The sequence below is a fragment of the Flavobacterium shii genome, from assembly GCF_025847235.1.
Lineage (GTDB): Bacteria > Bacteroidota > Bacteroidia > Flavobacteriales > Flavobacteriaceae > Flavobacterium > Flavobacterium shii.
The window spans coordinates 1-24846 of sequence record NZ_JAOZEW010000028.1 but is presented as its reverse complement, the minus strand read 5'-3'; the positions used below and the strand labels follow the sequence as shown (position 1 = coordinate 24846).

Here is a 24846-nt window from a genome sequence, read left to right as displayed (position 1 = left end):
AACGCAAAGTTCGCAAAGTTTTTCTCCAATATTGTCATTTCGACACAGGAGAAATCTCCGCGAGAAACTCCATAATCTTTTTCGAACTTCTTAATGAGACTCTTCCTGCGTCAGGGTGACAAGATTGTGGTTTAAAGCCGAAAATTAACCACAAAATCCACAAAGATTTACGCGATGCTCGCAAAGTTTCTCCTCAATCTTGTCATCCTGAGCGGAGTCGAAGGACCACAAAAACTCCACAATCTTTGCAGAGCTACTAATGGAGACCCTTCGTTCCTCAGGGTGACAAGATTCTGGTTACGTCGTGGCTAAAAGTTTTCATTCTCAGTTTCTTAGTCACTCAGAACCTTAGCGCCTTTGAACCTCAAAAAAAACCTATCTCAAAATAAACCCATTTCTCATTGGATCTTTTAGATCTATAAGAAAAGTATTTATACCTGTTACATAAGCAGTTCCTTCGACTTGCGGAATCACCGCTTTAAATCTACCAAAATCTTTTTCCTTAATAAGAGAACCGTTAAATGTGCTTCCTGTAATACTTTCTATCGTAATAGACTCATTTGGTTTTATGGCATTTCTTGCATTCTCAATAGCGATTCTGCCAGAGACGCCCGAACCTGTTGGAGAGCGATCTACTTCGCCATCAGCAAAAATACAAACGTTCCTGCTATGATTCGCAATTTCTTGTGGCTCATCAATAAAAATTGTTCCGTAAAGAAAACTTAAATCATCTTCAAATGGATGCAAAATTTCTTTATCTTGATCCATTACAGCATGCTTTATATCTATACCACTCTGAATAATAGTGCGATAATCTTCTTCGGTTAAACCAAAATTCAAATTTGTATTCTTTCTTAAATCGACATAAGCATAAAAAGCGCCGCCATAAGCCAAATCATAAACAATGTTTCCTATACCCGAAACATTTACAACACGGTCTAAGCCTACTACAAAGCTTGGTACACAATGAAATCTCACTCCTGTTACTTCTTCATTTTTAATGTTAACATAAGAAAATATTCGTCCACATGGAGCGTCAATTTTAAGTGCATTTTCTCCTTCCTTTACAGTAATCCAATTCATCTTGGCAGCCAGGGTACTTATGGCAATAATCGCATGACCACACATGCTACTATATCCTTCATTGTGCATAAATAAAATACCAAAATCGGCATCATCGTCATTTGGCGGAAGCAAAACACAACCATACATATCAGCGTGGCCTCGAGGTTCAAACATTAATGACGTTCTTAAATAATCGTAATTTTCCTTTATATCTCTGCGATATTCTAGCACACTATTTCCTTTAAGTTCTGGAAAACCCGAAACAATAACACGTAGCGGTTCTCCTCCCGTATGCATATCGATGGTTTTTATTTGTAGCATATCCGATGCTATTTTATACTCTATATTAGTACAAATATTATTGTAAACTTTAGACATTTATTAATGATTTTAAATTAAACTCTTTATAAAAATAAGCGGCTGCAACAAGGTCTTCTAAGGCATGACCCACAGATTTAAAAAAAGTAATTTCAGTATCAGTTGTTCTGCCTTCTTTTATATTACTACATAATTCAAATAAGTCTGCTTTGATGGATTCTTTTGTAATAATTCCATTGGTTAACGGAATTAAAATATCGCCACTTTCTTTTAGCCCACCTTGGTACGTATCAAGGAATACGCTTGATTTTAGGATTGCTTCATCATCAGCTTCTCGCATATCTTTTTTATAGGCACCTACTAAATCCAGATGTTGACCTTCTTTAAGCCATTTGCCAAATACAAGTGGAATTGGTGATAATGTAGCCGAAGAAATAATAGCAACATCTGATATTACTTCTTCGATAGTTGAAACTATTCTACAAGTAAAAGGAAAGTCTCTTAATGCATCACAAACCAATTGTGCTTTTTGTATGGTTCTTCCCCACACATACACTTGTTTTATGGGGCGTACCCTCGCATGTGCCTGTATTAAATTAATTGCCAATGCACCAGTTCCTATCATTAACATAGACGAAGCATCTTTGCGCGAAAGATAACTACTTGCCAATGCCGATGTTGCTGCAGTTCTTTTGCTTGTTAAGGATTTTGCGTCAAGAATTGCTTTGATATTCCCTTTATGTGCATCCAGATAAATGTAGGTTCCTTGTATAGAAGGCAAATCATATTTGCCATTATTAGGACTTACAGTAACAATTTTTACACCTAAATCTTTACCGGGTTGAAATGCGGGCATTAGTAATAATGTTGAATCTTTGTTTTCTTCAGGATTAGAAAAATCATGATGATGCCGAAGTGGTACTTCTATTTTCTCTGTCGAAAATCCCTCTCGAAGTCCTTCTATTAGTTTTTTAAAATCACAATTTTCTTCAATAAAATTGTCCGAAATAAGTTGAATAGGTTCCATATATTTAGTTGAAATTTCACTAAAAATAGCAGATTATTTTTTCAAAATCCTATTTCACAAAGAACTAGTTAACATAAGGCAACTTAAGGTTAATATAGTATAAATTGATTAGTTTTGAAGGGTATATTTTTATAAAAAAATCAATTTAAAAATAATGAGAAAGTTAAAACACATTTTATTACTTCTGCTTGTTTCCCTTACTTCACACTTGAGTTTTGCTCAAACAGAAACTACCATTAAAACCGATTTAGAGAATAAATTAACCCAATTATTCTCTGGTGTAGAAATTACCAAAATGAAAGATCTTGAAGGTTTTAAAGAATCATATCAATTGGTTCTTAATGAGCCATTGGATCATAAAAACCCTAAAAAGGGAACATTTAAACATTACATTTATTTATCGCATCTCGATTACAATAGCCCGATGGTGATTGAAACCGAAGGATATGCTGCCAGATATACAAAAACCGAATTAAGTTCTTTATTAAATGCTAATCAGGTTATTGTAGAATATCGTTTTTACGGAAAATCCAGACCGAACCCAGTTCCTTGGGAGTACTTGACCAATGATCAGGCTATAGCTGATTATCATGCTATTGTTACCAAATTAAAACAATTATACACAGGAAAATGGATCTCAACAGGAATTAGTAAAGGCGGAGAAACTACCTTAATTTACAAATCCAAATATCCAAATGATGTTGCTATTGCTGTTCCTTACGTAGCGCCATTAATTAATACACAGGAAGATCCCAGAATACAACAACATCTTGCAACTGTGGGCACTACAGAATGTCGTGAAAAAATAATTGAATTTCAACGTGCATTACTGCAAAATAAAACTGCTCTTCTTAACGAAATAAAAGAATATGCCGAGGAGAAAAAAATGACTTTTACAGAGGTTTCAATGGATGAAGCGCTAGAATATAGTGCGCTGGAATTTCCTTTTTCTTTCTGGCAATGGGGAGGAAAATGTGAAGACATTCCAGCCAATACTGCTTCTGCCAAAGAATTGTTTACCTATATGAATAAAATCGTCGGAATTAGCTTTTATAATGATAAAAGCTATTATGATTTACTCCCATCTTATTACCAACACATGAGCGAATTGGGGTACTATGGTTTTGATTTTACTCCTGTAAGAGATTTATTAACAGCGGTAAAAAGTACTTCAAATTCTAGATTTGCTCCAAAAGATGTTTCAATAAATTACAATCCAAAATACATTAAAACAGTTAGAGAATATATCGAAAATAAAGGTTCAGAAATACTTTTTATTTATGGCGGTTACGATACTTGGGGTGCTTGTTCTCCAACACCTAATCCTAAACTTGATGCTTTAAAAATGGTTTTACCCGGAGGTAGTCATGCCACAAGAATCAAAAACTTCCCACAACAGGATCAGGAAAAAATAATGAAAACTCTCAAGAGTTGGTTGGCCAAATAGATTTATAAAAAAGGAGAAAAGTAAACCACTTTTCTCCTTTTTTTATTCCCAATGATATAAAACAATTTTTATACTTTGAAGGACTTCTCTCGAAGTTTCGGGACGCACAGTCAAACAAGTAGGTACCCAATAACTAAAATACAAACCCCAGATTTAATCTAATATTTTGAGGGGTTCCGGTAAATAAAGATGTTGTACCGTATGCGCCTGGAAAATAGAGTTTATTGGTAATATTATTGGCAGTTAAACCTACAAAGTAATTTTTGTATCTATAATTTGCCGACATATCGATATAGGAATAAGCGGGTAATAAAATAGAATCATCGCGATAACTACCTCCTAAAGTGTTTCCTTGAAACTTAATTCCTGCTCCTAATTTTAGATTTTTAAAAATAGTCTCTGTAAAGTTGTATTCCAACCAAACATTAGCAACATATTTTGGTGCATTCAAAGGTCTGTCGCCCACATTTCCAATTGATGTTTTAGCCAAATATTTTACTTCGTTATAAGAATAACTTCCTATTACAGACCAGTTTTGAGATATAATACCTTGCGCAGATACTTCTATTCCTTTACTGTTTAAACCCGGAATTGCAATTCTTCTTTTCTTATTTGGATCACTAGGATCGGCAACAAGTAAGTTTACATAATCAATATCATATAGTGCCAGCGTAGTACTTAATCTATTGGACAAAAAGTCGCCTTTGTATCCTACTTCGTATTGTTTTCCTTTTTTTGGAGGAAAAGGACCGCCAGCACCTACGTTATTATTATTTTGTGGTTCAAATGATTCTGTGTACGAAGCATATAAAGCTATATTCTTTTTAAGTTCATAAACGACTCCAACTCTTGGGACCCACGCCTTTGCATCCGATGTTATTTCTACTCCGGTTGCATCAAGTTCGTCTACCGGTTTTTGCTTGTAGTGATATGTATTATAACGCATTGCTAAATTTAGTTTCCATTTTTCTCCTATCGAAATTTGGTCTTGAATAAATCCAGCATAATTATTGGTAACCTTAGTATTATTATCAATTCCCTCATCTCCCAATGGTACATTTGGATCATTAATCACAATTGCATCCTGAGAATAATCAGGATTGTCAATGCTTAACGAAGGATATACTTTGCTAACATATAAGTTTTTAAGAACGCGATCCTGAATGATATCTGCACCTAATATCAATTCATGAGAAATAAATTTAGATGTTTTAAAATTGTACTTTAAAAAAGCTGTATTCGAAATCCATTGTGTGTTAAATTTCCAGGTAGTTCCCTCTCTCGGAATACTATCTTGTGTAGCATTTAAAGGACCAAATCCATAAACATCAAGCATATCCAAATTTCTTTTTACATATCGGCTCATTACTATAAGGCTAAGCTTTTCATCAAATTTATGTTTGAATGTTAGCGAAGCCGAAGAATTTTTATCTCTACCAAATGAAGGATTTCCCTGAGTTGTAAAATTTGGATCAACATTATCAAAATCATAACTTCCATCGTTCTTTTTCTTAATGTAAGTTCCTCTGTCATATTGAAAACGCGAATTCATTTTTAAGTACGTATAATCTATATTCAACGAGGTCTTATCCGAAAAATCATATTGCAAAGTAGGTGTAATAAGCAGGTTTTTCATGTACTGAAAGTTTCTGTAACTATCACTATCCTCACCTCCTACTACCAATCTGTATTTAAGCTTTTTATCTTTGGTCAATGGACCCGTTGCATCGGCAAAACCAGTAAATAAATTCCAACTTCCAGTGGTAAAATTCACTTCATATCTTGCTTTGTCAAGTGGTTGTTTCGTATTTAAATTAATAACTCCTCCCGGATTACCAACTGAATACATTACAGAGGCTGGTCCCCGCATTATTTCGACCTGATCGAGATTATAAAGCAACACTTTCTGGCTATAATGATATAAAGTACCCCGCATACCATTTGTCAATAAATAAGCATCTCCATAATTATTAAACCCTCTCATAGAAAATGAACTATATGGTGTTGTGTTGGCAACTCCAACCATATTTCTTGAAACTTCATTAAGATTTAAACCACCCTGATCTTGCCAAATATCTTTGGAGATTACCTGTATAGATTGCGGAATATCAATAAGTTTTGTAGCTGTTCTTGTGGCAATAGAAGAAATTGTATCGTTATAACGTTTTTCTTTTTTTCCATAAATGGTAATATTATCCAGTTCTTCGGTTTTGGCGTTGTCCTTGGTGGTTTTATGCTGTGCAAAAGCAATATGCCCAATTATTAATAGGGCAAAAAGTATTTTTTTCATTTAGACTTATATAAATTTTAAACAATAACAAGAATTTCACTGGCAGAAAACCATGAAAGTTCATTTCAATAAAGATTGAAAATTGGAATTAGAATTTATATAAGATAAGCTGGGGGTCGAAATGTTGCTACAGAAACTGAGATTGGTTTCTTTGAAAAATAAAAAAACGAAATTAAATTATTCTCGACATATTTATTATTAGGAATGCTTTCGATAACAGAATTCTGAATGTAAACAAGTTCTTGCTTTTCTTTAAGGATGTTTTGCATCTCTTTTTCATTAGAGTCTAACTTTAGCAAGTTTTTTTTAAGTTCGCATCTTCCATTACAAGTATTGAATTCTAACTTTCTTTGCACACAAATAGTTTTCGCAATTTTATCTTGGTTTACTTTAAACATTGCGTAAACCAATACATTTCCAAAAGATGGAAACAATAAAATAGAGGAAAGTAATATGAGGAAGAATTGCTTCAGACTTATTTATTTTCTGCAAAAGTAACTTATATAAATAAAAATAATCATACTTTCTTTAAGTAAATTCGATTAAAAACCTTTAAATTTATGTTCAAAAATATCTTTTTATGAAAAATTACGTATTATTATTCGTCTCTATTTTGGCCCTATCTTTTAATTCTTGTACAACGATGAAAGACACGACAAACACTGCCGATCTTTACAATACATCTTGGGAACTGGAGTATATTTCTGGTCCCCGTATTGCTTTTGAAGGTTTATATCCTGATAAAAAACCGTTCCTTAAATTCGATAAAGCTACAAGTCAAGTCTCTGGTAATGCAGGCTGTAATGGATTTAGCGCTCCATATACATTAAAAGGTAAAGCACTTACATTTGGAGAGCAAGGTCCAACTACTATGATGTTTTGCGAAGGTGGTGGAGAACAAACGTTTTTGCAAATAATCAAAAAAATTAATGGCTACTCAATTGATAAAGATGGCAAATTAAATTTATTATTAGGTGATGTGCCAATGATGAGGTTTAAAAAAGTAAATAAATAGTTTTTAAGCTTCAAAGGTTCTGAGGTACTGAGTCTCTAAGGAACAAAGGTTTAAAATGAATACTTTTTAGTCACAGATTAAAAAGACTAAAAGGATTTTACCCCCGTCCTGAAGCTTCGGGACGGGATTGTGAATATTTGCCGTTAATTTCTTGGCAATTGAGAGTAAATACCATTTTACTGTTACTGACACTGAATACTGAAACCGAAAACTATTTCTCGATTATTCTCTGGCGGTGTTTAAGTCCCCATTCGGCAATTACATTCGTTACTTTTTTTAATGTTGCACCATATTCTGTAATTTCATATTCTACCATAATTGGTGGAGTACTCGAAACAGTTCTCGTTATAAGAAAATTTGCTTCTAGTTCTTTCAAATCTCTACTAAGCATTTTACCAGATATACCTTTAACCTCTTTTAATAAATCCGAATAGCGCATTTTTTTATAGCACAAACAAGCAATAATAGATATTTTCCATTTACCGTTTAATATATCCATCACGTCGTGAATTGCTATTACAGCATTATGACATTCTTTTACTTGGGTTTCATTTTCTTTTAACATACTGTGTTAGTTAGTTAGTTACTCTTTTGTCACTATTACTTTTCGTTACAAAGTTACCAAAAGTAACAAGTATTTTATAATTTTGCATTCACTAATTAAAAATGATATAAAAATGAATTTAATAGAGACATTAAACTGGCGATATGCTACTAAAAAAATGAATGGTAATAAAATACCGCAAGAAAAATTGGATTATATACTGGAAGCTGCCAGACTTGCTCCTTCTTCTTCGGGACTACAACCGTATAAAGTTTTTGTAATCACTAATGCTGATTTATTAGAAAAAATTAAAGCTATCGGTTGGAATCAAAGCCAAATCACCGATTGTTCACATTTGTTGGTTTTTGCTTCTTGGGATAGTTATTCCCTTGAAAGAATAACAGCAGTTTTTAACAAAACTCTTGCCGAAAGAGGGTTACCAGCTGATACAATGGATGATTACAAAAAAACGCTTTGGGGATTATACGAACCGCTTTCTACAGAAGCTCACGCAAATCACGCAGCTCACCAAGCTTATATATCTATGGGAATAGCAATTGTAGCTGCAGCCGAACAAAAAGTTGATGCAACACCAATGGAAGGCTTTATTCCTGCAGAAATGGATAAACTTTTGGGACTAAAAGAACAAGGACTGAAAAGTGTATTAATGTTACCTCTTGGCTACAGAGATGAAGCCAATGACTGGTTAGTCAACATGAAAAAAGTTAGAACTCCTAAAGAGGAATTTATTACTGAAATTAAGTAAATTTTACTTGAGGTTCAACGGTTTTTTATAAAGGTCCAAAGATGCAAAGATTTTATCCCGTCTCGTCCCGAAGCTTCGGGATCGGGATTGAAAAACTGAGACTGAATACTTTTTTAACTATAAAATCCCCTCAATATGCTCTTCCTTATAAAGGATGATAATATTGAGGGGATTTTTTTATTGAGAGTAAATACTATATTACTGCTACTGAATACTGAAACTGAAAACTGAACACTAAAAGCTACTTTTTAATCTCTTCAAATACAAACTCGGCATCGCTGTAGCTTATAGGGACATCGGTGGCGAAACAAGGTAATCCCAGGAAAGTGGTTACTACTCCGTTTCCTAAAAATAATTTATTATCTTTTCTTAATAAAGCAATTGGAACCCTTTTTAAGTTGCCTCCATAAGGTCTACAATAATATTCCCCAAGAAAGACATTGTCTTTAATATTTCCTTTTATGCTTCCGGAATCTTTTGTGGTTCTGCCGTATTTTATTTCATACTGCCCGTAGAAACGAGTTTTGTTTACCACTATAGATAAAAGTGCAGTGTCTTTATTGGCATTTACTGCCTGATAAAAAGTTTGTTTTTCTTTAAATTGGTTTTCTTTAGAATTACAACTGTATAACAACAACAATAAGGTAATTACAAATAAAGAAATTGATTGGGTTACCACATGCTTTTTTATTATTTCCAGGTTCATAGTTTGATTTTTAAGTTGGTTGGTTTCCTCAAAAATAAGAAATAGTTGATTAGTTTAGTTATTTTTTAAAGATATTAAGGCTTAAAGGCACTTAGGTACTAAGAAACTGAGACTAAATAATTATCTGCACGAAGTACCAACAGCTAATTCACTGGAAGATTGAGTTTTTTTTTAATGATTTGATAATAATCATTTTACAGTTAATTCATGTTGTTTTTTTTAATTTGTATAAAACTAAAAGTTATGAAATTCTTTAATCTAAATTTCCTGGTCTCATTCAAAGAATGGCTTTTTCTAAGAGCTATGCAATCATCTTTCCTTCATTAATAAATTAAAAAAAGGAAAAATTTATTTGAATGAATAAAACTGATAATTCTTTTTTAAATAAAAGCCAATTTGGAGATGATTTCTTGTGGGGTGTATCAACCGCTGCATTCCAAATTGAAGGAGCTCATAATACAGATGGAAAAGGTTCTTCTATTTGGGATGTTTTTACGTCTCAAAAAGGAAAAATAAAAAATGGAGATCATGCCATGACCGCCTGCGATTTCTATAATTCTTACCAAAATGATATTGACTTAATTCGCGAATTAAATATTCCTAATTTTAGATTTTCTATCAGCTGGACAAGAATTATGCCTACAGGGATTCAACCTGTAAATCAAGGTGGCATAGATTATTACAACAAAATCATCGATTCTTTATTAGCAGCTGGAATAGAGCCTTGGATCACACTCTATCACTGGGATCTTCCTAATGATTTAGAAATAAAAGGAGGCTGGACAAATCGTGAATCTATCTCATGGTTTTCCGACTATGTTACCATATGTGCCCAATATTTTGGTGATCGTGTAAAAAATTGGATGATTATAAACGAACCTTCAATTTTTACTGGTGCAGGATATTTTCTGGGTATTCATGCTCCAGGAAAAAAAGGCATTACCAATTATCTTAAAGCCATGCATCACGTGACATTGGCTACAGTAGCTGGTGCAGGTATAGTACGAAATCAAGTACCACAAGCCAATATTGGAACTACTTTTTCATGTACACATATTGAGCCGGCAACTCAAAACCAAAAAGATATTGAAGCTGCAAAACGTGTTGATACTTTATTAAACAGAACTTTTATAGAACCTATTTTAGGATTGGGTTATCCTCAAGCCGATTTGCCTGTTCTTAAAAAGCTTAATAATTATATTTTGGAAAACGATCTAAATAATCTATCGTTTGATTTCGATTTTATAGGTCTGCAATGTTACACTCGGGAAGTTGTAAAATCATCATTATTAATTCCATATATTGGAGCTGAATTAATAAGTGCCGAAAAACGAAATGTGATAACAACAGATATGGGATGGGAAGTTTATCCTCCTGCAATTTATCATGTTTTGAAAAAGTTTAATGAATATAAAGGAATAAAAAAAATTATAATAACCGAAAATGGTGCTGCGTTTCCAGACATTTTAACGAACGGAAAAGTATACGATATTAAGCGCACTCATTATATTCAAGACCATCTGGAGCAAATTCTAAAAGCGAAAAAAGAGGGTCTAAATGTCGAAGGTTATTTTGTTTGGAGTCTTATAGACAACTTTGAGTGGGCAGAAGGTTACAATGCCAGATTCGGGTTAATACACGTTGATTTTAAAACGCAAGAAAGAACCATTAAACATTCTGGATTGTGGTTTAAAGATTTTTTATCTTGAATTTAACCACCTCAATTTATTAATTTTTTACCGCAAAGTTCACAATGAAATAAAACACAAAGTTCGCAAAGCTGTAATTGATAAAGCTTTGCGAACTTTGTATTTTCTCAATATAATATTAGATAAATCTTAGTGCCTTTTACGGTTAAACTAACTTATAATGTTTTCTCTAAAACATCAACCACTTCTTTCCAGTTGTTTACTCTTAAATGATGTGTTTGGTTTATATTATGAAACGCCGTAAACATAATAGGTTTACCCATGCAATAATCTAGATTCTTACTATGATCATCAATCATATAATCTGTATTAATAATATTTTTACTTCCACATAAGATGATATTTTCCCATTTAATAAAAGGAAAATGTTCGCCAAGCCAAGCTACTTTTTCAGAAAGAGATATAGGAAACTGCGTAGCGGCAGAAACGATAAAAAGCTCATAATTTTCTTGTAGCACAAGTAAACTTTCCACTGCATCAGCCATTACAGGTAATGTCCTAAAAAAATTCTCTTGGTTTAAAATTCCATGTAAAATAGCTTTTTCCTTAAAAGCCTCTTCCTCACTAAACCCCTGAATGCTATCTTTTGTAATAGCAGTTCCATGTTCTTTATTATAATACGCAATTAAATGTGCCTCAATGTCGGCAAGCACGCCATCCATGTCAATGGCAATAGTTTTCTTTTTCATCATAATTAATTTTGCTACAAATTTACGCAAATATTGCAATATATTGCAATATTAACCTATATTTGCAACATAAAATTGCAATACATGAAAAAAGAAGAACGTCAAAAAGTAATTTTAGAGTACCTCTCAAAAGAACATAGAGTCACTTTAATGGAACTTAGCGAGTACTTAAATGTATCCGAAGACACGATAAGACGCGATGTAAAAGAACTTTCGGATCAAGGCTTGTTAAAGGCTGTTCGAGGTGGTGCAGTAGCTCCATCGCCAATCCCGTTGCATTATAGAAATAGAGAAAAACATGATCTCGAAAACAAAAAAATCATTGCCGAAAAAGCAATTTCATATTTAAAAGATGGTCAGGTAGTATTTATTGATGGAGGAACAACATCACTCGCATTAGTGGCAAGTTTTCCTTATGATTTAAAAATAACAGTTATAACAAATAGTTTTCCTGTAGCAGCATTAATAGAAGATTTACCAAATATCGAATTGATTTTTGCAGGAGGAAAAATGTGCAAAACATCTTTTACAACAGCTAGTATTGAAACAATCGATTTCTTTAGAAATTTTAGAGCCGACGTCTGTATATTAGGAATCTGTAGTATTCATCATGAACGTGGCGTTACTGGTATTATACATGACGATTCGCAGGTTAAGAAGAACATGATTCAGAATTCGAATTTCATTATTGCATTAAGTTCAATTGAAAAAGTAGGAACTGCCGAAGCCTATTTTGTTTGTCCAATAAAAGATATTAATATATTAGTAACCAATATTTCTCCAGAAGATGAAGCTTTAAAACCTTATAAAAGTGCTGGCGTAATAATTGTTTAATTCTCAAGTATACTTAAAAATACATATACTATTTACAAGAAGCTATTCCAGCCATCCACTAAATCTTTGCTTGCCTAAAGAAGGCAAACAAAGGATACCGTTCCTGTCTGGGCTAAAAATAAAAAAGCCTTTCAAGAATAAATTTCCGAAAGGCTTTAAAGTCATAGTTGCAGCAATAAGCTGTACTATATTTGTTTTTTGACCAAATCTAGCAGGTTTTAAATCCTGCTAGATTTATTTTAAATATATTCTAAACAGCATTATTTCCCCTTTTCAAAATGCGCTGTAAACTCTTCTTTAGGCATAACATAAATTACTAAAGCACTTATAACATAGTTAAGTGTTTTTTTCATAATTACTTTGTTTTTGCTATTATACTTACTGCTTCCCGAACCTTTGTTCAAACTCTTCTTTGGGCATGATATAGGTTAAATATGTAATTACATTGTGTTTATATTCTTGTTGGGTAGGTTCTAATAATAGATAACCATCATTCCCTACACCTACCATAATAGTCTTTTCAACTCCTTTATAGTTAAAAACCAGAACAGGATTTTCTTTTGTTCCATATTTAGGATTTGATAAATCTTCTTGGTTAACAGTAATAAATAATTCTTTATCATTTATTACTGTTTTTATTAGGTTAATTTTTGTCTGTCCATATTTCATTAAAAAATCAAATACAGTTATGGCAAAATATTTTTTATACTCTGCATTATAAAAAATTAATTTATCCATCGTTCCATTATTAGAACCTGAGCGATTATAGGATGTTAAGTAGTAGTCAGGTTTAAAGATAATTGTACGGATTTTATCTTTTCGTATATTGTTAGGTATTTTAATTTTAATAGCTACTGAATTATTGATATAGCTTTGATAATGTCTTTTCCCATCATTTTTATTAATTGAATATGTACTGTAAAAATGAAGCAATAGCGGAAATAAGACAAAACTACCGATTAACCAACCTATATAATTTTTATAATTACTCATATTTATGCATTTTTTGCTATTACACTTACTGCTTCCCAAACCTTTGTTCAAACTCTTCTTTGGGCATTACATACGTTAAATAAGTAATTACATTGTGTTTATATTCTTGTTGGGTAGGTTCTAATAATAGATAACCATCATTCCCTACACCTACCATAATAGTCTTTTCAACTCCTTTATAATTAAATACCGGAACTGGATTTTCTTTTGTTCCATATTTAGGACTTGTTAAGTCTTCCTGGTTAGCAGTAATAAAAATTTCTTTATCGTTTATTACTGTTTCTACTATATTAATCTTTCTTTGTCCATACTCCATTAAAAAATCAAATACTGTTATTGCAAAATATTTTTTATATTCTGCATTATAAAAAATTAATTTATCCATTACTCCATTATTAGAGCCTGAGCGATTGTAGGATGATAAATAGTTACCCGGTTTATAATCAATTGCGCCTCGATTACTTTTTCCCATAGAATTTGGCATCTTAACTTTTACTTCAATGGAGTTATTAATATAACTTTTATAGTGTTTTTTTCCATCATTTTTATTAATTGAATATGTACTGTAAAAATGAAGCAATAGCGGAAATAAGACAAAACTGCCTAGTAACCAACCTATATAATTTTTATAATTACTCATATTTATGCGTTTTTTGCTATTACACTTATTCCATTTGATGCATCATCATTATTAAATTCTTTACTAAGATATTCAGTTTCTACAGCTAATTCATTTTCTTGTCGGTCAGATTCTTCATTAATAACAAAGTTCGCTATGGCGCCTAATAAACCCCAACCCATGGCAGGGCTTGGCTTAATGTCTTTTATCAATTTACCTTTGCTTACAGCAGCTATAATACCACCCTCTAGTTGTGTCGCAAAACTTCCTGTAGCTCTTCCTACAGTATTTACTGCATAACCTATTACTACGCCTCCAGATCCGGGAAGTACAGTTACGGCAACGACACCAGTAACATTTTCGGCTGCACTGCCTATGTAAGACTTGTCTTTTAATTCGGGATTTATAGCTTCTGTTATTGGTTTTTCTTCCCCAAACCAATACATTGGCGTTGCTAAAATTGCTGCAGTAGTAATACCAACTACTCCTGCCGGAAGGGCTGCAATAATAGAAATAGCACCTACCAAAAATTGTGATCCCATTTGGGCTAATACTTCTTTAGCATTATTATTACTTATTTGCTCTGCAGCATCCTGAGCTATAACAGGATCCATTATAATATTTACAAGCCCTCCTTTGGTACAACTTATATTGGAGCCATTTAGCAATGCTTTGGCTTTATCAATCCTCACAGTATCATGCGGAAATAACCATGTTGATGTTTCAATAATATCACAATCATGTGCCATTTTATACAGTGCCGCTACGCCAGATACGGCACCCACTGCACAGGCTGCTACTATTACTACCAAGGCTGCTCCACCAGTTAATACCACTGCGGCAGCGAGTGCTATGCCCAGACACAACGCCTGTAATCCTCCCCAAAATTTTGCAGGATTCTTACAGCCAAAAGGGCCCGATAATTTTTTATCGTTAATATTAAGTAAGGGTTGTCCTTTGGCTTTATGCACGATAGTAGCCGCTCTGGAAATACCTAGTTTTTGAGGACTGCTATTAGTCATCATAGTGCAAATTACCGTTGTTCCTTGTGGTACATATGATTGAGCCATTATATATCTATTTTTTTTAGTTTATACTCTACAAGTATTTGGATGTTGTTTTTTACTTGTTCTATCATCGTTACTTCGGCACTTTCTATCCATCGGTCTTTGGTATTTATAACACTTCGTTCTCTATAACTAAAACTAAATTCCGAAAATTGATACTTTATTAATGGTTTAAACTTCCTGTTATACATTTCTTCCAGTTCTTCGTCGTCATAACTATCAGGATTTATGGTACCCACTTTTCGTACTACAATTCCATCTTCATATTCGGACAGGATATCTTGTTTAAAATCTAAACCTAATTTAGTTCCTGTAAATAATTGCGAATAGAAAGGACGTCTATAGGAGGCAAACAAATCTTTGTTTGTGACCAGATATTTATCAAAAAACAATTGATAAAAGAGTTTGCTCTCCAGATCTATAATTAATTTATCTTCTTGAACAATCTGATTTCCTGCCAGAATCATAAATTGGTTATAACTTTCTCTATTCTGTTCCAATCGAATAAAATCATATTTAGCATTTAAATATTCTTTGTGTTTTCTCCATTTTTCGATAATTTCATTATGATTCATTACTTTAATTATCTTTCCTGTATGGGGATTTATCATAAATGTAGCATCACTCTTTACATTTTCGACTCCGTTTAAAAGTGTAATGGTTTCACCTAATTGCGCCGGTTGCATTTGCAGAATATTGTCAATCATTTGCACTTTTACAAAAAGTCCTTCTTGGGTTGCTTGTTTGCCTATTAAAAATTCAGTTTTGGTATTGGCGTGATTCTGTGTAATGCCATTAATTTTTGTAATAACGGTTTGTTCACATCTATATCGGGCTTCTTGATCAAAGGTTAAATTATCTAATACTTTTTTATCTGTTAGAATATCTTTATTACTTACTATTTCTCTCACAGGAACTTGTATATGTTGCAGTGCAGCAACATATTCAGGACCAAAGAAGGCTTTAAAAAAACGTGTATTAGGGTTTAACCGTTTAATTTCCTCGGGAGTTATATTAAATTTGGCTGCCAGCTCTACTAACTTTTCCTCGGCTACTACTTTATATGTTTCTAGTATCATAAAATTTCAAATTTAATTTTTACATCCTTACCTGTTTTAGTAAAAATAAGAACTATACTACTAAACAATCAAGAACAATCAGACATAAAAGCAATAGAATAGGTTTAATTTTATGCTTATTTTTTATAATTAAATAAAGATAATCTGAGTAATCTTTACATCCATTTATCTGTATGATTGGAATTGGACACAAAAAAACCTCTTGAAATTTTACTTTCAAGAGGTTCTGATAGTGCGGAAATTCTTTCCGTACATAAATTATATTCTATTTCCACCCGCCGCCTAAGTCTCTATAAACATGGACTGCAGCATTAAGTTGTTCTTTCTTGGTATCAACCAATTCTAATTTGGCTTCTAATGCATCACGTTGCGTCATTAAAACTTCAAAATAGTCAATTCTAGCCGATTTAAACAAGTCATTCGAAATATCAATAGATCTGTTTAAAGCATCTACTTGTTGCGATTTAAGATCGTATCCTTTTTGTAAGTTATCAATCTTAGAAAGCTGGTTCGATACTTCCAGATAAGCATTTAAAACCGTACGATCATAGTTATACAACGCTTGAAGTTGTCTTGCATTTGCACTGGCAAACTCCGCTTTGATAGCATTTCTGTTAATCAATGGAGCTGCAAGATCTCCCGCTAATGAATAGATTAGAGATTCTGGAAATGTAAACAAATAAGAAGGCTTAAAAGCACTTACTCCTACTGCTGCCGAAATATTTAATGAAGGATAAAACTCAGCACGAGCTATTTTCACATCTAATTTTGAAGCTACCAATTCTAATTCTGCTTGTTTTACATCTGGACGATTTGCCAATAATTGAGAAGGAATCCCAGAACTCACTGCTGCTGGTAACAAACTTAAGAAGTTGTTATTATTCGTTCTTTTTATTTCCTGTGGATATCTACCCAACAAAAAGTTGATTTTATTCTCAGCTTCTTTTATTTGCTGAAGAATTCCAAACTCCAAACTTTTTGAAGTTAAAACTTCAGCCTGAAATTTCTGAACTCCTAATTCAGTTGCTCTTGCAGCTTGTTTCTGAACTTTTACAATTTCCAAAGCATTAGATTGCAATAGGATCGTTTGCTTCACGATATCCAATTGATTATCCAAAGCCATCAATTCATAATAAGAATCGGCAACTTCGGCAATAAGATTTGTGATTACAAAGTTTTTACCTTCTACAGTAGCTAAATATCTGCTCACTGCTGCTTTTTTAGAATTACGCAGTTTTTTCCAGATATCAACTTCCCAATTTGCATAAGCAGAAACAGTAAAATCACCAAGCGGATCAGGAGTTTCTACCCCTGGTTTAATCTCTGTAGAAGCATCACCCGCACCTTGACTAGTATATCTTCCTACTTTCTCAACTCCAGCTCCGGCACGAACACCAACTGTAGGTAATAAAAGTCCTTTCTTTACACGAATATCATTCTTTGCGATTTCAATTTCCTGTAAAGTAATATTTAATTCCTGATTGTTTTTTAAAGCAACATCAATCAAATCTACAAGGTTTTGATCCTTAAAATAATCTTTCCATTGTAGAGCCGATGTATTGTTATCCTGAGTTTGAGTTGTTGCACCAAATGACTCAGGAACTGGCGTGCTTGGAGTTATAGTCTCAGGCGCAGGGGCTTTACACCCTGCAACCGTAAGACATATACCTAATGCAATACCATATTGATATGATTTGAATTTATACATGATTGTTATCAATTTATTCTGTTAATGGATTTTCTTCTTCATTTTTCACCAACTTGTGTTTCTCTGAGATTTTAGCAAATATGTAATATAATCCCGGAATCACAAATACACCACAAATAGTTCCTATAAGCATACCTCCAGCGGCAGCAGTACCAATAGTTCTGTTACCAATTTTACCTGGACCAGTAGCAAAAGCAAGCGGAAGTAATCCTGCAATAAAAGCAAATGAAGTCATCAAAATTGGACGGAACCTCGCTTTCGCTCCCTCCATTGCAGCTTCAAGAACTGTTTTACCTGCTGCATGTCGCTGTATCGCAAACTCTACAATCAGTACGGCATTTTTACCTAATAAACCAATAAGCATTACCATTGCTACCTGAGCATAAATGTTATTTTCTAATCCAGTTAATTTTAACAAAAGGAATGCTCCAAAAATACCCGCAGGTAAAGAAAGAATTACTGATAATGGCAGAATAAAGCTTTCGTATTGAGCTGCCAAAACCAAGTACACAAATCCTAAACAAATCAAGAATACCCAAATTGCCTGATTACCTTGTGCAACTTCATCGGCAGAGATACCCGCCCAATCAATATCATATCCACGAGGTAATTTTTTGGCTGCAACATCCTGAATCACTTTAATAGCTGTACCAGAACTATATCCTGGAGCAGCACCACCACTAATTTCAGTCGAAGTATACATATTATGTCTTGTAATTTCCGAAAGACCATATACTTTTTCTAATTTCATAAAGGCCGAAAAAGGTACCATTTCATCACGGTTATTTTTCACATAAAGCTTTAAGATATCATCTGGTTGTGCACGATATTCCGGAGCTGCCTGAACGATTACTTTATAGTTAATCCCGTATTTAATAAAACTAATTTCGTAGTTACTTCCCACAAGAGTCGACAAAGTATTCATCGCATTTTCGATAGAAACTCCTTTTTGTTGAGCCAAATCGTTATCGACTTTCATCATATACTGAGGGAAACTCGCACTAAAGAAGGTAAACACGTTAGATAATTCTGGTTGCTTGTTCAATTCTTTTACGAAATCATTGTTAATAGCTTCCATTTTTTTATAATCACCCGAACCTGTTTTATCCAGTAAACGAAGTTCGAATCCTCCTGCTGCTCCATATCCTGGTACTGCTGGCGGTTGGAAAAACTCAATATTGGCACCTGCAATATCTTTTGATTTTTCTTCCAGTTCGGTCATAATTTCAACTACAGATCCTTTACGATCATTCCAGTCTTTTAAGTTAATCAAACAAGTTCCTGAGTTCGATCCTGTACCTTCTGTTAAGATTTCATAACCTGCCAATGCCGAAACTGATTTTACTCCATCTACCTTTTCGGCAATCTTTTGCAATTTCAATGCAATATCATTTGTTCTTTCTAATGATGAACCCGGAGGCGTTTGAATAACTGCATAAAACATACCTTGATCCTCATTTGGAATAAATCCGGAAGGAACTGTACTACTTACCAACCACGTTCCGGCGCAAAATACAAGAAGTGCTATAATAGTAACGGCTCTTCTGTTTACAATTTTTGCTAGTACATTTTGATATTTGCCTTGAGCAAGATTAAACTTGTTATTAAATCCATCTATAAATATATTTACAGGAGTTCTCTTTTTAGGTTTACCGTGATTATTTTTTAACATCATCGCACAAAGTGCCGGTGTCAAAGTCAAAGCCACAATACCTGAAAGGATAATAGCAGTTGCCATTGTAATCGAGAACTGTCTATAAAACACCCCAACTGGACCAGACATAAACGCTACCGGAATAAATACCGCAGCCATTAAGAATGTAATTGCTATAATTGCTCCTGCAATCTCATGCATCGCTTTTTTAGTTGCTTTTAATGCCGATAAATGCTCTTCTTCCATCTTGGCATGAACGGCTTCGATTACCACAATCGCATCATCGACGACGACTCCAATTGCCAGAACCAAAGCAAATAATGTAATTAAGTTCAACGAAATATCGAAGAATGTCATAAAAATAAAAGTTCCAATAAGAGAAACTGGTACTGCAATTGCTGGAATAACCGTAGAACGCCAGTCACCTAAGAAAAGGAAAACCACTAATCCTACCAGAATAAAAGCTTCAATCAAAGTGTGAATTACTTTTTCGATAGAAGCATCAAGGAATTTAGAAACGTCATAAGAAATTTCATAGTCCATTCCTTTAGGGAATTTTTGTTTGATTTTCTCTAATTTAGCTTTTACATCTTCAATAACCTGATTGGCATTACTACCAAAAGATTGTTTCAATACAATCGCCGCCGAAGGTCTTCCGTTTAAGTTTGAATAAATATCGTACATCGAACTACCAAATTCGATTTTGGCAACATCTTTTAAACGTAAAAGTTCCCCGTTAGCGTTTGATTTTACAACAATATTCTCATATTGCTCTTTCGTTGTAAAACGTCCTGAATATTTTAATACATATTCAAATGCCTGAGAACGTTTACCAGAACTTTCACCGGTTTTACCAGGTGAAGCTTCTAAACTCTGGCTTGATAATGCATCCATTATCTCATCGGCAGAAATTTTGTAAGCCAACATACGATCTGGTTTTAACCAAATACGCATCGCATATTCACGTGTTCCTAAGATATCTCCTGATCCAATACCATTTACCCTTTTTAACTCAGACAATACATTGATATCTGCATAGTTGTACAAGAACTTCATGTCGGTATTTTTATCCGTACTATAAAGATTCACATACATCAACATACTCGGAACTTCACGGGTAATTTTTACCCCTTCTCTAATTACCAAAGGAGGTAATTTATTGGTTACCGAAGCTACACGGTTTTGAACGTTAATCGCAGCCTGATTAGGATCTGTTCCTAAATTAAATACAATTCTTAAACTCGCTTCACCATCATTTCCGGCATCAGAAGTCATGTATTTCATTCCGGGAACTCCATTTAAAGCTCTTTCCAAAGGAATAACAACCGATTTGATCATAAGCTCTCCATTCGATCCCGGGTAATCTGCCGTAACGTTTACCACAGGAGGAGAAATAGAAGGGAATTGTGTAATAGGTAAATTCAATACCGACAATACCCCTAAAAAGACAATTATAAGCGATATTACTATCGACAATACAGGTCTTTGAATAAATTTATTAAACATTTTTATATTTTTTTAATGATTAAACCAAATTGGAGTTTAATATTGTGAAATGTAAACTGTGAAAATGTAAACAGCAATTATCAACTGTTACTACCATTGCCACCGAATACTATCACTGCATACTTTAAACTTACTCCGCTTTTACGCGCAAATGACTCATTACCTCTTTTGGAGATTGGAATTCATATTTAATTTTGTCATTTTCTTTTACTTTCTGAACTCCTTCAAGCAAAATTCTGTCATTTTCGGTAATTCCGGTTTTAATCACATATAAATCAGGAATTTCACCTGTAATCGTAATTTCTTTTGAACTCACTTTATTGTTTTTATCGATAACAAAAACATACTTTTTATCCTGAACTTCATAAGTTGCTTTTTGCGGAATTACAATAGCATTTTTAAGAGGTACAAGCATTTGAACTTGTCCGGTTTCACCATTTCTAAGTAATTTTCCTGAATTTGGGAACCTTGCTCTAAAAGCTATATTTCCGGTTTCGTTGTTAAATTCACTTTCGATAAGCTCAACTTTTCCTTTTTCTTTGAAAGTATCGCCATTTGCCAAAACCAAACTTACTTTATCATCGGCACGGTCTTTTACATTCGTTTGATATTGTATATATTCAGGTTCTGAAACATTGAAATAAGCAAACATCTGACTGTTGTCTGATAAACTCGTTAACAATGCACCTTCGTCGATAAGACTTCCTAATTTTAATGGGATACGGTCGATAGTCCCGTCAAACGGAGCTCTGATTTCTGTAAATGATAAGTGAAGTTTTGCTAATGCAACCTCTGCTTTTGCTGATTGCAGTTTTGCCTGAGCAACACTTAATTCGTTTTTGGAAACGATATTTTTATCTGCTAATAATTTAGAATTTTGTAATTCAATTTCTACTGATTTTTGTTCAGATTGTGCTTTAAGTAATTCTGCCTGATACATATTTGGCATAATTCTAAACAATAATTGTCCTGCTTTTACAAACTGTCCCTCATCGACATAAATATTTTGTAGAAACCCTTTTTCCTGAGCACGGATTTCGATGTTACGCACAGATTTAATCTGAGAAACATACTCTTTTACAAACGAAGTGTCGATTAGTACCGGATTGGTAGCGGTAAATTTCTCGGCTTCTTCTTTTTCTTCTTTTTTAGTTGAACAACTAGTAAGGCACACTAGGGCAATTAAGCCTGTGAACAAGATAATTCTTTTCATGATTTAGTTTGGAAATTAAGCGATTGAATGCTTGGAATACAAAGATTCCTTTAGACGAAAAATTGCATCAGTTGCCTAAATGAAAACCAAATGTTATACATGAAGTAGTAAAGTTTTTATACAGCTACAAGGATAGACAAGGTTACAAATTAGTTAACCGATGTTTATCATTATCAGATTCTTAAAACTCTATGAGTAATATAAATAGGATTGGACTGGCCACAGAATGGCGCGAAGATTTTAAAATTCTTTTGACAATAATCTAAAATTGATTGACAAGAGAACGTAAGATACCAATTATCTAATAAACTGTAATTTTCTGTGAAAAGCTTATTGGAAATCCCGTCTTTAATATCGTCACCGTTAAGGTGTTCTTCATCGATATCTAAGTCGGCATCCTCAATAATAGAATTACCCGAATCTTGATTCGTAAATTTTATTTTATGCTTTTTTTCTAAACTCTGACTTGAAGAATTATGGTTTTGATGCATACCGGCATTAAGATATTGACCTCCGCCTAACAGAAGTAAACATAAGTACACAAAAACCACAAATAGTCTTTTCATTTGGCGCCAAAAGTAATGAAAGTATTGATAGAAAAAAATAAATTATATTAGGTTTAACAAGTAAAAGTGAACGAAAACGTTTTCATTTACTAACCAACTACTTATGCATGAGAAATTTCAATCGGTTTCTATAAAATAGCGCGATTCTTTAAAATTTTTAAGAAATAAAATGATAAATAAATAGTTGCAAAGGTTCTGAGGAGTAAGGAACTTTGTGGTTAATTTTATCTTTAAGTACGCTTAGATTGACGAATGCTGCGATGAGTTTTACCGCAAAGTGCACTAAGATTTAAGCAAAGAACACAAAGCCTAGCGAATGCTGCGCTAAAAATCTTAGACCTTTAGCAACTTAGAATCTTTTCTCTGCGACCTTTGCGTAAATCTCAGCCCCCCTTTGCGATTAGTTTTCTTCATGTTTTTAAGTAATAACCTTACTGTAAAGAGATCCTCCTATCGCTACAAAAAGTGTTGAAATAAGTAACAATATAACAAAATCAAGGGTGAGGCTAAAACCAGAAACATTCCCAATCATTAAAGTGCGAAGTGCATCGACCATATAGGTTAATGGGTTTACCTGAGCAATCATCTTTAACCAATTGGGCATAATTTCAATAGGATAAATGGCATTACTGGCAAAGAATAAAGGCATCGTTAATAATTGCCCTATTCCCATGAATCGTTCTCTGGTTTTAACCAAACAAGCAATAATTAATGAGAATGTAGAGAAAAATATTGCTCCCAGCATAACAATTATCAGAACGCCTAATAGATTCAATGGGTTCCAAATAATTTGAACTTTTAGCAGTACTGCCAATATATAAATGATAACAGCAATAGGTAATGTACGTAATCCTGCAGATATAGCCTTTCCTAAAACAATTGCTGCACGTGGTGTAGGTGTTGCTAGTAATTTATGGATTAGCCCTAAATCACGTTCCCAAATAACTGCAATACCCGAAAAAATAGAAACAAATAAAACACTTTGCGCTAATATCCCGGGAGTCATAAAATCGATATAATTTGTTTGTCCCGGAATGGCATGCATTTTGGCAAATACCTGTCCGAATATAAGTAACCATAAAGCAGGCTGAACGGAACGCATTATTATCTCTGTTGGATCATGAAAAATCTTTCTAATTTCCAACTCAGCTATTACAAAAGCTTTTCGTATAAAATTGATTATCTTCATAGTTATAGATTGTTTAGCCTAAACGTCCGGTTGTTTTACGTTCTATGGAAACATTATGAAAATTATTTCCCGATTCGGTTAGATTATCTGTTGTATAATGAATAAATACATCTTCGAGCGTTGCATTTTCTTTTTTTAGAGAATCTTTTAAATCTTTTGGAGAACCTATAATTGCTAGTTTTCCGCGTGTCATTAAAGCAATTCGGTCACAACCATCTGCTTCTTCCATTAAATGTGTTGTCATGATAATTGTTGTTCCGTATTGCTTTCTCAAAGCTGAAACATGCTCCCAAACTACATTTCTTCCTATAGGATCGAGACCAGTTGTAGGTTCATCAAGAAATAATATCAAAGGACGATGTATAGTAGATTGTGCAATTTCTAATCTTCTTATCATTCCGCCCGAGTATTCTTTTACCAGTTTATACATAACTTCTTCTAATCCCATAAATTTCAAGGCCTCCTCTACTCTTTGCTTGCGTTCTCTTCGCGGAATATCAAATAGTTTGGCAAATAACATTAAGTTCTCATAGGCTGTTAGTGAGCCATCGGCAGAAATCATTTGGGGGACATAACCTATTATTCTACGAATATCATCTGTACGGGTTTTAATATTATAACCATTAATAAATGCTTCCCCACTTGTGGGTGTCAATAACGTAGTAAGCATTTTTATAGTAGTGCTTTTTCCTGACCCATTTGGTCCTAATAAAGCAAATATTTCGCCTGCTTCGATATTTAGATCAAGACCATCTACAGCTTTAAAAGTTCCATAAGAACGAGATAGCTTTTTTGTTTCAAGAATACTCATAATCATCAAATGAATTAATTTAAATTAAGTA

At 33.5% G+C, this 24846-nt stretch carries 21 protein-coding genes; 5 read left to right on the top strand and 16 right to left on the bottom strand.

All coding sequences use genetic code 11. From position 1 onward, the window contains the following. Window positions 1-375 precede the first annotated feature (375 nt). On the bottom strand, window positions 376-1443 hold the full coding sequence (locus OIU83_RS21025; RefSeq protein WP_264208233.1) for a proline racemase family protein: 1068 nt from the start codon (window positions 1441-1443) through the stop codon (window positions 376-378). Continuing rightward, on the bottom strand, window positions 1436-2410 hold the full coding sequence (locus OIU83_RS21020) for an ornithine cyclodeaminase family protein (RefSeq protein WP_264208232.1): 975 nt from the start codon (window positions 2408-2410) through the stop codon (window positions 1436-1438). The genes OIU83_RS21025 and OIU83_RS21020 overlap by 8 nt, the downstream gene beginning before the upstream one ends. 154 nt (window positions 2411-2564) lie before the next feature. Here OIU83_RS21020 and OIU83_RS21015 point away from each other — a divergent pair, with 154 nt between their 5' ends. Beyond that, the gene (locus OIU83_RS21015; protein WP_264208231.1) at window positions 2565-3857 is read left to right on the top strand and encodes a S28 family serine protease; all 1293 of its coding nucleotides are present in this window, start codon (window positions 2565-2567) and stop codon (window positions 3855-3857) included. 133 nt (window positions 3858-3990) lie between these two features. On the opposite strand, the gene OIU83_RS21010 is transcribed toward OIU83_RS21015, so the two are convergent. Continuing rightward, window positions 3991-6147: a TonB-dependent siderophore receptor gene (locus OIU83_RS21010; protein ID WP_264208230.1), complete on the bottom strand. Its 2157-nt coding sequence runs from the start codon at window positions 6145-6147 to the stop codon at window positions 3991-3993. A 580-nt stretch (window positions 6148-6727) separates the two neighbouring features. Here OIU83_RS21010 and OIU83_RS21005 point away from each other — a divergent pair. Then, a complete protein-coding gene (locus OIU83_RS21005) occupies window positions 6728-7162 on the top strand; it encodes an META domain-containing protein (RefSeq protein ID WP_264208229.1) in 435 nt (144 codons plus the stop codon). 211 nt (window positions 7163-7373) lie between these two features. Here OIU83_RS21005 and OIU83_RS21000 read toward each other — a convergent pair whose 3' ends face one another. Continuing rightward, a complete protein-coding gene (locus tag OIU83_RS21000) occupies window positions 7374-7727 on the bottom strand; it encodes a winged helix-turn-helix transcriptional regulator (protein WP_264208228.1) in 354 nt (117 codons plus the stop codon). A gap of 112 nt (window positions 7728-7839) precedes the next feature. Between OIU83_RS21000 and OIU83_RS20995 the strand changes: the two genes are divergently transcribed. Beyond that, window positions 7840-8472, top strand: a complete 633-nt coding sequence (locus OIU83_RS20995) for an NAD(P)H-dependent oxidoreductase (RefSeq protein WP_264208227.1) — start codon at window positions 7840-7842, stop codon at window positions 8470-8472. Between the two features lie 241 nt (window positions 8473-8713). Here OIU83_RS20995 and OIU83_RS20990 read toward each other — a convergent pair whose 3' ends face one another. Continuing rightward, on the bottom strand, window positions 8714-9178 hold the full coding sequence (locus OIU83_RS20990) for a hypothetical protein (RefSeq protein ID WP_264208226.1): 465 nt from the start codon (window positions 9176-9178) through the stop codon (window positions 8714-8716). Between the two features lie 356 nt (window positions 9179-9534). Here OIU83_RS20990 and OIU83_RS20985 point away from each other — a divergent pair, with 356 nt between their 5' ends. Further along, window positions 9535-10887, top strand: a complete 1353-nt coding sequence (locus tag OIU83_RS20985; RefSeq protein ID WP_264208225.1) for a GH1 family beta-glucosidase — start codon at window positions 9535-9537, stop codon at window positions 10885-10887. 155 nt (window positions 10888-11042) lie between these two features. On the opposite strand, the gene OIU83_RS20980 is transcribed toward OIU83_RS20985, so the two are convergent. Beyond that, window positions 11043-11576, bottom strand: a complete 534-nt coding sequence (locus OIU83_RS20980) for a 5' nucleotidase, NT5C type (RefSeq protein ID WP_264208224.1) — start codon at window positions 11574-11576, stop codon at window positions 11043-11045. Window positions 11577-11660: 84 nt separating this feature from the next. Here OIU83_RS20980 and OIU83_RS20975 point away from each other — a divergent pair, with 84 nt between their 5' ends. Continuing rightward, complete coding sequence (locus OIU83_RS20975; protein ID WP_264208223.1) at window positions 11661-12410, top strand: DeoR/GlpR family DNA-binding transcription regulator; 750 nt, start codon at window positions 11661-11663, stop codon at window positions 12408-12410. Between the two features lie 378 nt (window positions 12411-12788). Here the strand turns inward: OIU83_RS20975 and OIU83_RS20970 are convergent, their stop codons facing one another. The 10 genes from OIU83_RS20970 to OIU83_RS20925 form a co-directional block, all read right to left on the bottom strand. Beyond that, window positions 12789-13403: a hypothetical protein gene (locus OIU83_RS20970; RefSeq protein ID WP_264208222.1), complete on the bottom strand. Its 615-nt coding sequence runs from the start codon at window positions 13401-13403 to the stop codon at window positions 12789-12791. Window positions 13404-13428: 25 nt separating this feature from the next. Beyond that, a complete protein-coding gene (locus OIU83_RS20965) occupies window positions 13429-14043 on the bottom strand; it encodes a hypothetical protein (protein ID WP_264208221.1) in 615 nt (204 codons plus the stop codon). Window positions 14044-14045: 2 nt separating this feature from the next. Beyond that, window positions 14046-15092 (bottom strand): PAAR-like protein, encoded by a 1047-nt coding sequence (locus OIU83_RS20960; protein ID WP_264208220.1) that lies wholly within the window; start codon window positions 15090-15092, stop codon window positions 14046-14048. Further along, window positions 15092-16168, bottom strand: a complete 1077-nt coding sequence (locus OIU83_RS20955) for a LysM peptidoglycan-binding domain-containing protein (protein ID WP_264208219.1) — start codon at window positions 16166-16168, stop codon at window positions 15092-15094. Before OIU83_RS20955 ends, OIU83_RS20960 begins: the two co-directional genes overlap by 1 nt. Window positions 16169-16433: 265 nt before the next feature. After that, window positions 16434-17876, bottom strand: coding sequence for a TolC family protein (locus OIU83_RS20950; protein WP_264208218.1), 1443 nt, complete (start codon window positions 17874-17876; stop codon window positions 16434-16436). Window positions 17877-17889: 13 nt separating this feature from the next. Continuing rightward, window positions 17890-21036, bottom strand: coding sequence for an efflux RND transporter permease subunit (locus tag OIU83_RS20945; protein WP_264208217.1), 3147 nt, complete (start codon window positions 21034-21036; stop codon window positions 17890-17892). Window positions 21037-21166: 130 nt separating this feature from the next. Further along, complete coding sequence (locus OIU83_RS20940) at window positions 21167-22249, bottom strand: efflux RND transporter periplasmic adaptor subunit (protein WP_264208216.1); 1083 nt, start codon at window positions 22247-22249, stop codon at window positions 21167-21169. 173 nt (window positions 22250-22422) lie between these two features. Then, window positions 22423-22815, bottom strand: coding sequence for a hypothetical protein (locus OIU83_RS20935; protein ID WP_264208215.1), 393 nt, complete (start codon window positions 22813-22815; stop codon window positions 22423-22425). A gap of 418 nt (window positions 22816-23233) precedes the next feature. Further along, entirely contained in the window at window positions 23234-24004 is a 771-nt protein-coding gene (locus OIU83_RS20930) for an ABC transporter permease (RefSeq protein ID WP_264208214.1), read from the bottom strand. Between the two features lie 13 nt (window positions 24005-24017). Further along, window positions 24018-24821: an ABC transporter ATP-binding protein gene (locus tag OIU83_RS20925; RefSeq protein ID WP_264208213.1), complete on the bottom strand. Its 804-nt coding sequence runs from the start codon at window positions 24819-24821 to the stop codon at window positions 24018-24020. Between the last annotated feature and the right edge of the window lie 25 nt (window positions 24822-24846).

Excerpts from the sequence above, each read along its gene's own strand:
- OIU83_RS21025 (WP_264208233.1), bottom strand. The coding sequence starts at position 1,443 with ATGTCTAAAGTTTACAATAATATTTGTACTAATATAGAGTATAAAATA.
- OIU83_RS21020 (WP_264208232.1), bottom strand. The coding sequence starts at position 2,410 with ATGGAACCTATTCAACTTATTTCGGACAATTTTATTGAAGAAAATTGT.
- OIU83_RS21015 (WP_264208231.1), top strand. The coding sequence starts at position 2,565 with ATGAGAAAGTTAAAACACATTTTATTACTTCTGCTTGTTTCCCTTACT.
- OIU83_RS21010 (WP_264208230.1), bottom strand. The coding sequence starts at position 6,147 with ATGAAAAAAATACTTTTTGCCCTATTAATAATTGGGCATATTGCTTTT.
- OIU83_RS21005 (WP_264208229.1), top strand. The coding sequence starts at position 6,728 with ATGAAAAATTACGTATTATTATTCGTCTCTATTTTGGCCCTATCTTTT.
- OIU83_RS21000 (WP_264208228.1), bottom strand. The coding sequence starts at position 7,727 with ATGTTAAAAGAAAATGAAACCCAAGTAAAAGAATGTCATAATGCTGTA.
- OIU83_RS20995 (WP_264208227.1), top strand. The coding sequence starts at position 7,840 with ATGAATTTAATAGAGACATTAAACTGGCGATATGCTACTAAAAAAATG.
- OIU83_RS20990 (WP_264208226.1), bottom strand. The coding sequence starts at position 9,178 with ATGAACCTGGAAATAATAAAAAAGCATGTGGTAACCCAATCAATTTCT.
- OIU83_RS20985 (WP_264208225.1), top strand. The coding sequence starts at position 9,535 with ATGAATAAAACTGATAATTCTTTTTTAAATAAAAGCCAATTTGGAGAT.
- OIU83_RS20980 (WP_264208224.1), bottom strand. The coding sequence starts at position 11,576 with ATGAAAAAGAAAACTATTGCCATTGACATGGATGGCGTGCTTGCCGAC.
- OIU83_RS20975 (WP_264208223.1), top strand. The coding sequence starts at position 11,661 with ATGAAAAAAGAAGAACGTCAAAAAGTAATTTTAGAGTACCTCTCAAAA.
- OIU83_RS20970 (WP_264208222.1), bottom strand. The coding sequence starts at position 13,403 with ATGAGTAATTATAAAAATTATATAGGTTGGTTAATCGGTAGTTTTGTC.
- OIU83_RS20965 (WP_264208221.1), bottom strand. The coding sequence starts at position 14,043 with ATGAGTAATTATAAAAATTATATAGGTTGGTTACTAGGCAGTTTTGTC.
- OIU83_RS20960 (WP_264208220.1), bottom strand. The coding sequence starts at position 15,092 with ATGGCTCAATCATATGTACCACAAGGAACAACGGTAATTTGCACTATG.
- OIU83_RS20955 (WP_264208219.1), bottom strand. The coding sequence starts at position 16,168 with ATGATACTAGAAACATATAAAGTAGTAGCCGAGGAAAAGTTAGTAGAG.
- OIU83_RS20950 (WP_264208218.1), bottom strand. The coding sequence starts at position 17,876 with ATGTATAAATTCAAATCATATCAATATGGTATTGCATTAGGTATATGT.
- OIU83_RS20945 (WP_264208217.1), bottom strand. The coding sequence starts at position 21,036 with ATGTTTAATAAATTTATTCAAAGACCTGTATTGTCGATAGTAATATCG.
- OIU83_RS20940 (WP_264208216.1), bottom strand. The coding sequence starts at position 22,249 with ATGAAAAGAATTATCTTGTTCACAGGCTTAATTGCCCTAGTGTGCCTT.
- OIU83_RS20935 (WP_264208215.1), bottom strand. The coding sequence starts at position 22,815 with ATGAAAAGACTATTTGTGGTTTTTGTGTACTTATGTTTACTTCTGTTA.
- OIU83_RS20930 (WP_264208214.1), bottom strand. The coding sequence starts at position 24,004 with ATGAAGATAATCAATTTTATACGAAAAGCTTTTGTAATAGCTGAGTTG.
- OIU83_RS20925 (WP_264208213.1), bottom strand. The coding sequence starts at position 24,821 with ATGATTATGAGTATTCTTGAAACAAAAAAGCTATCTCGTTCTTATGGA.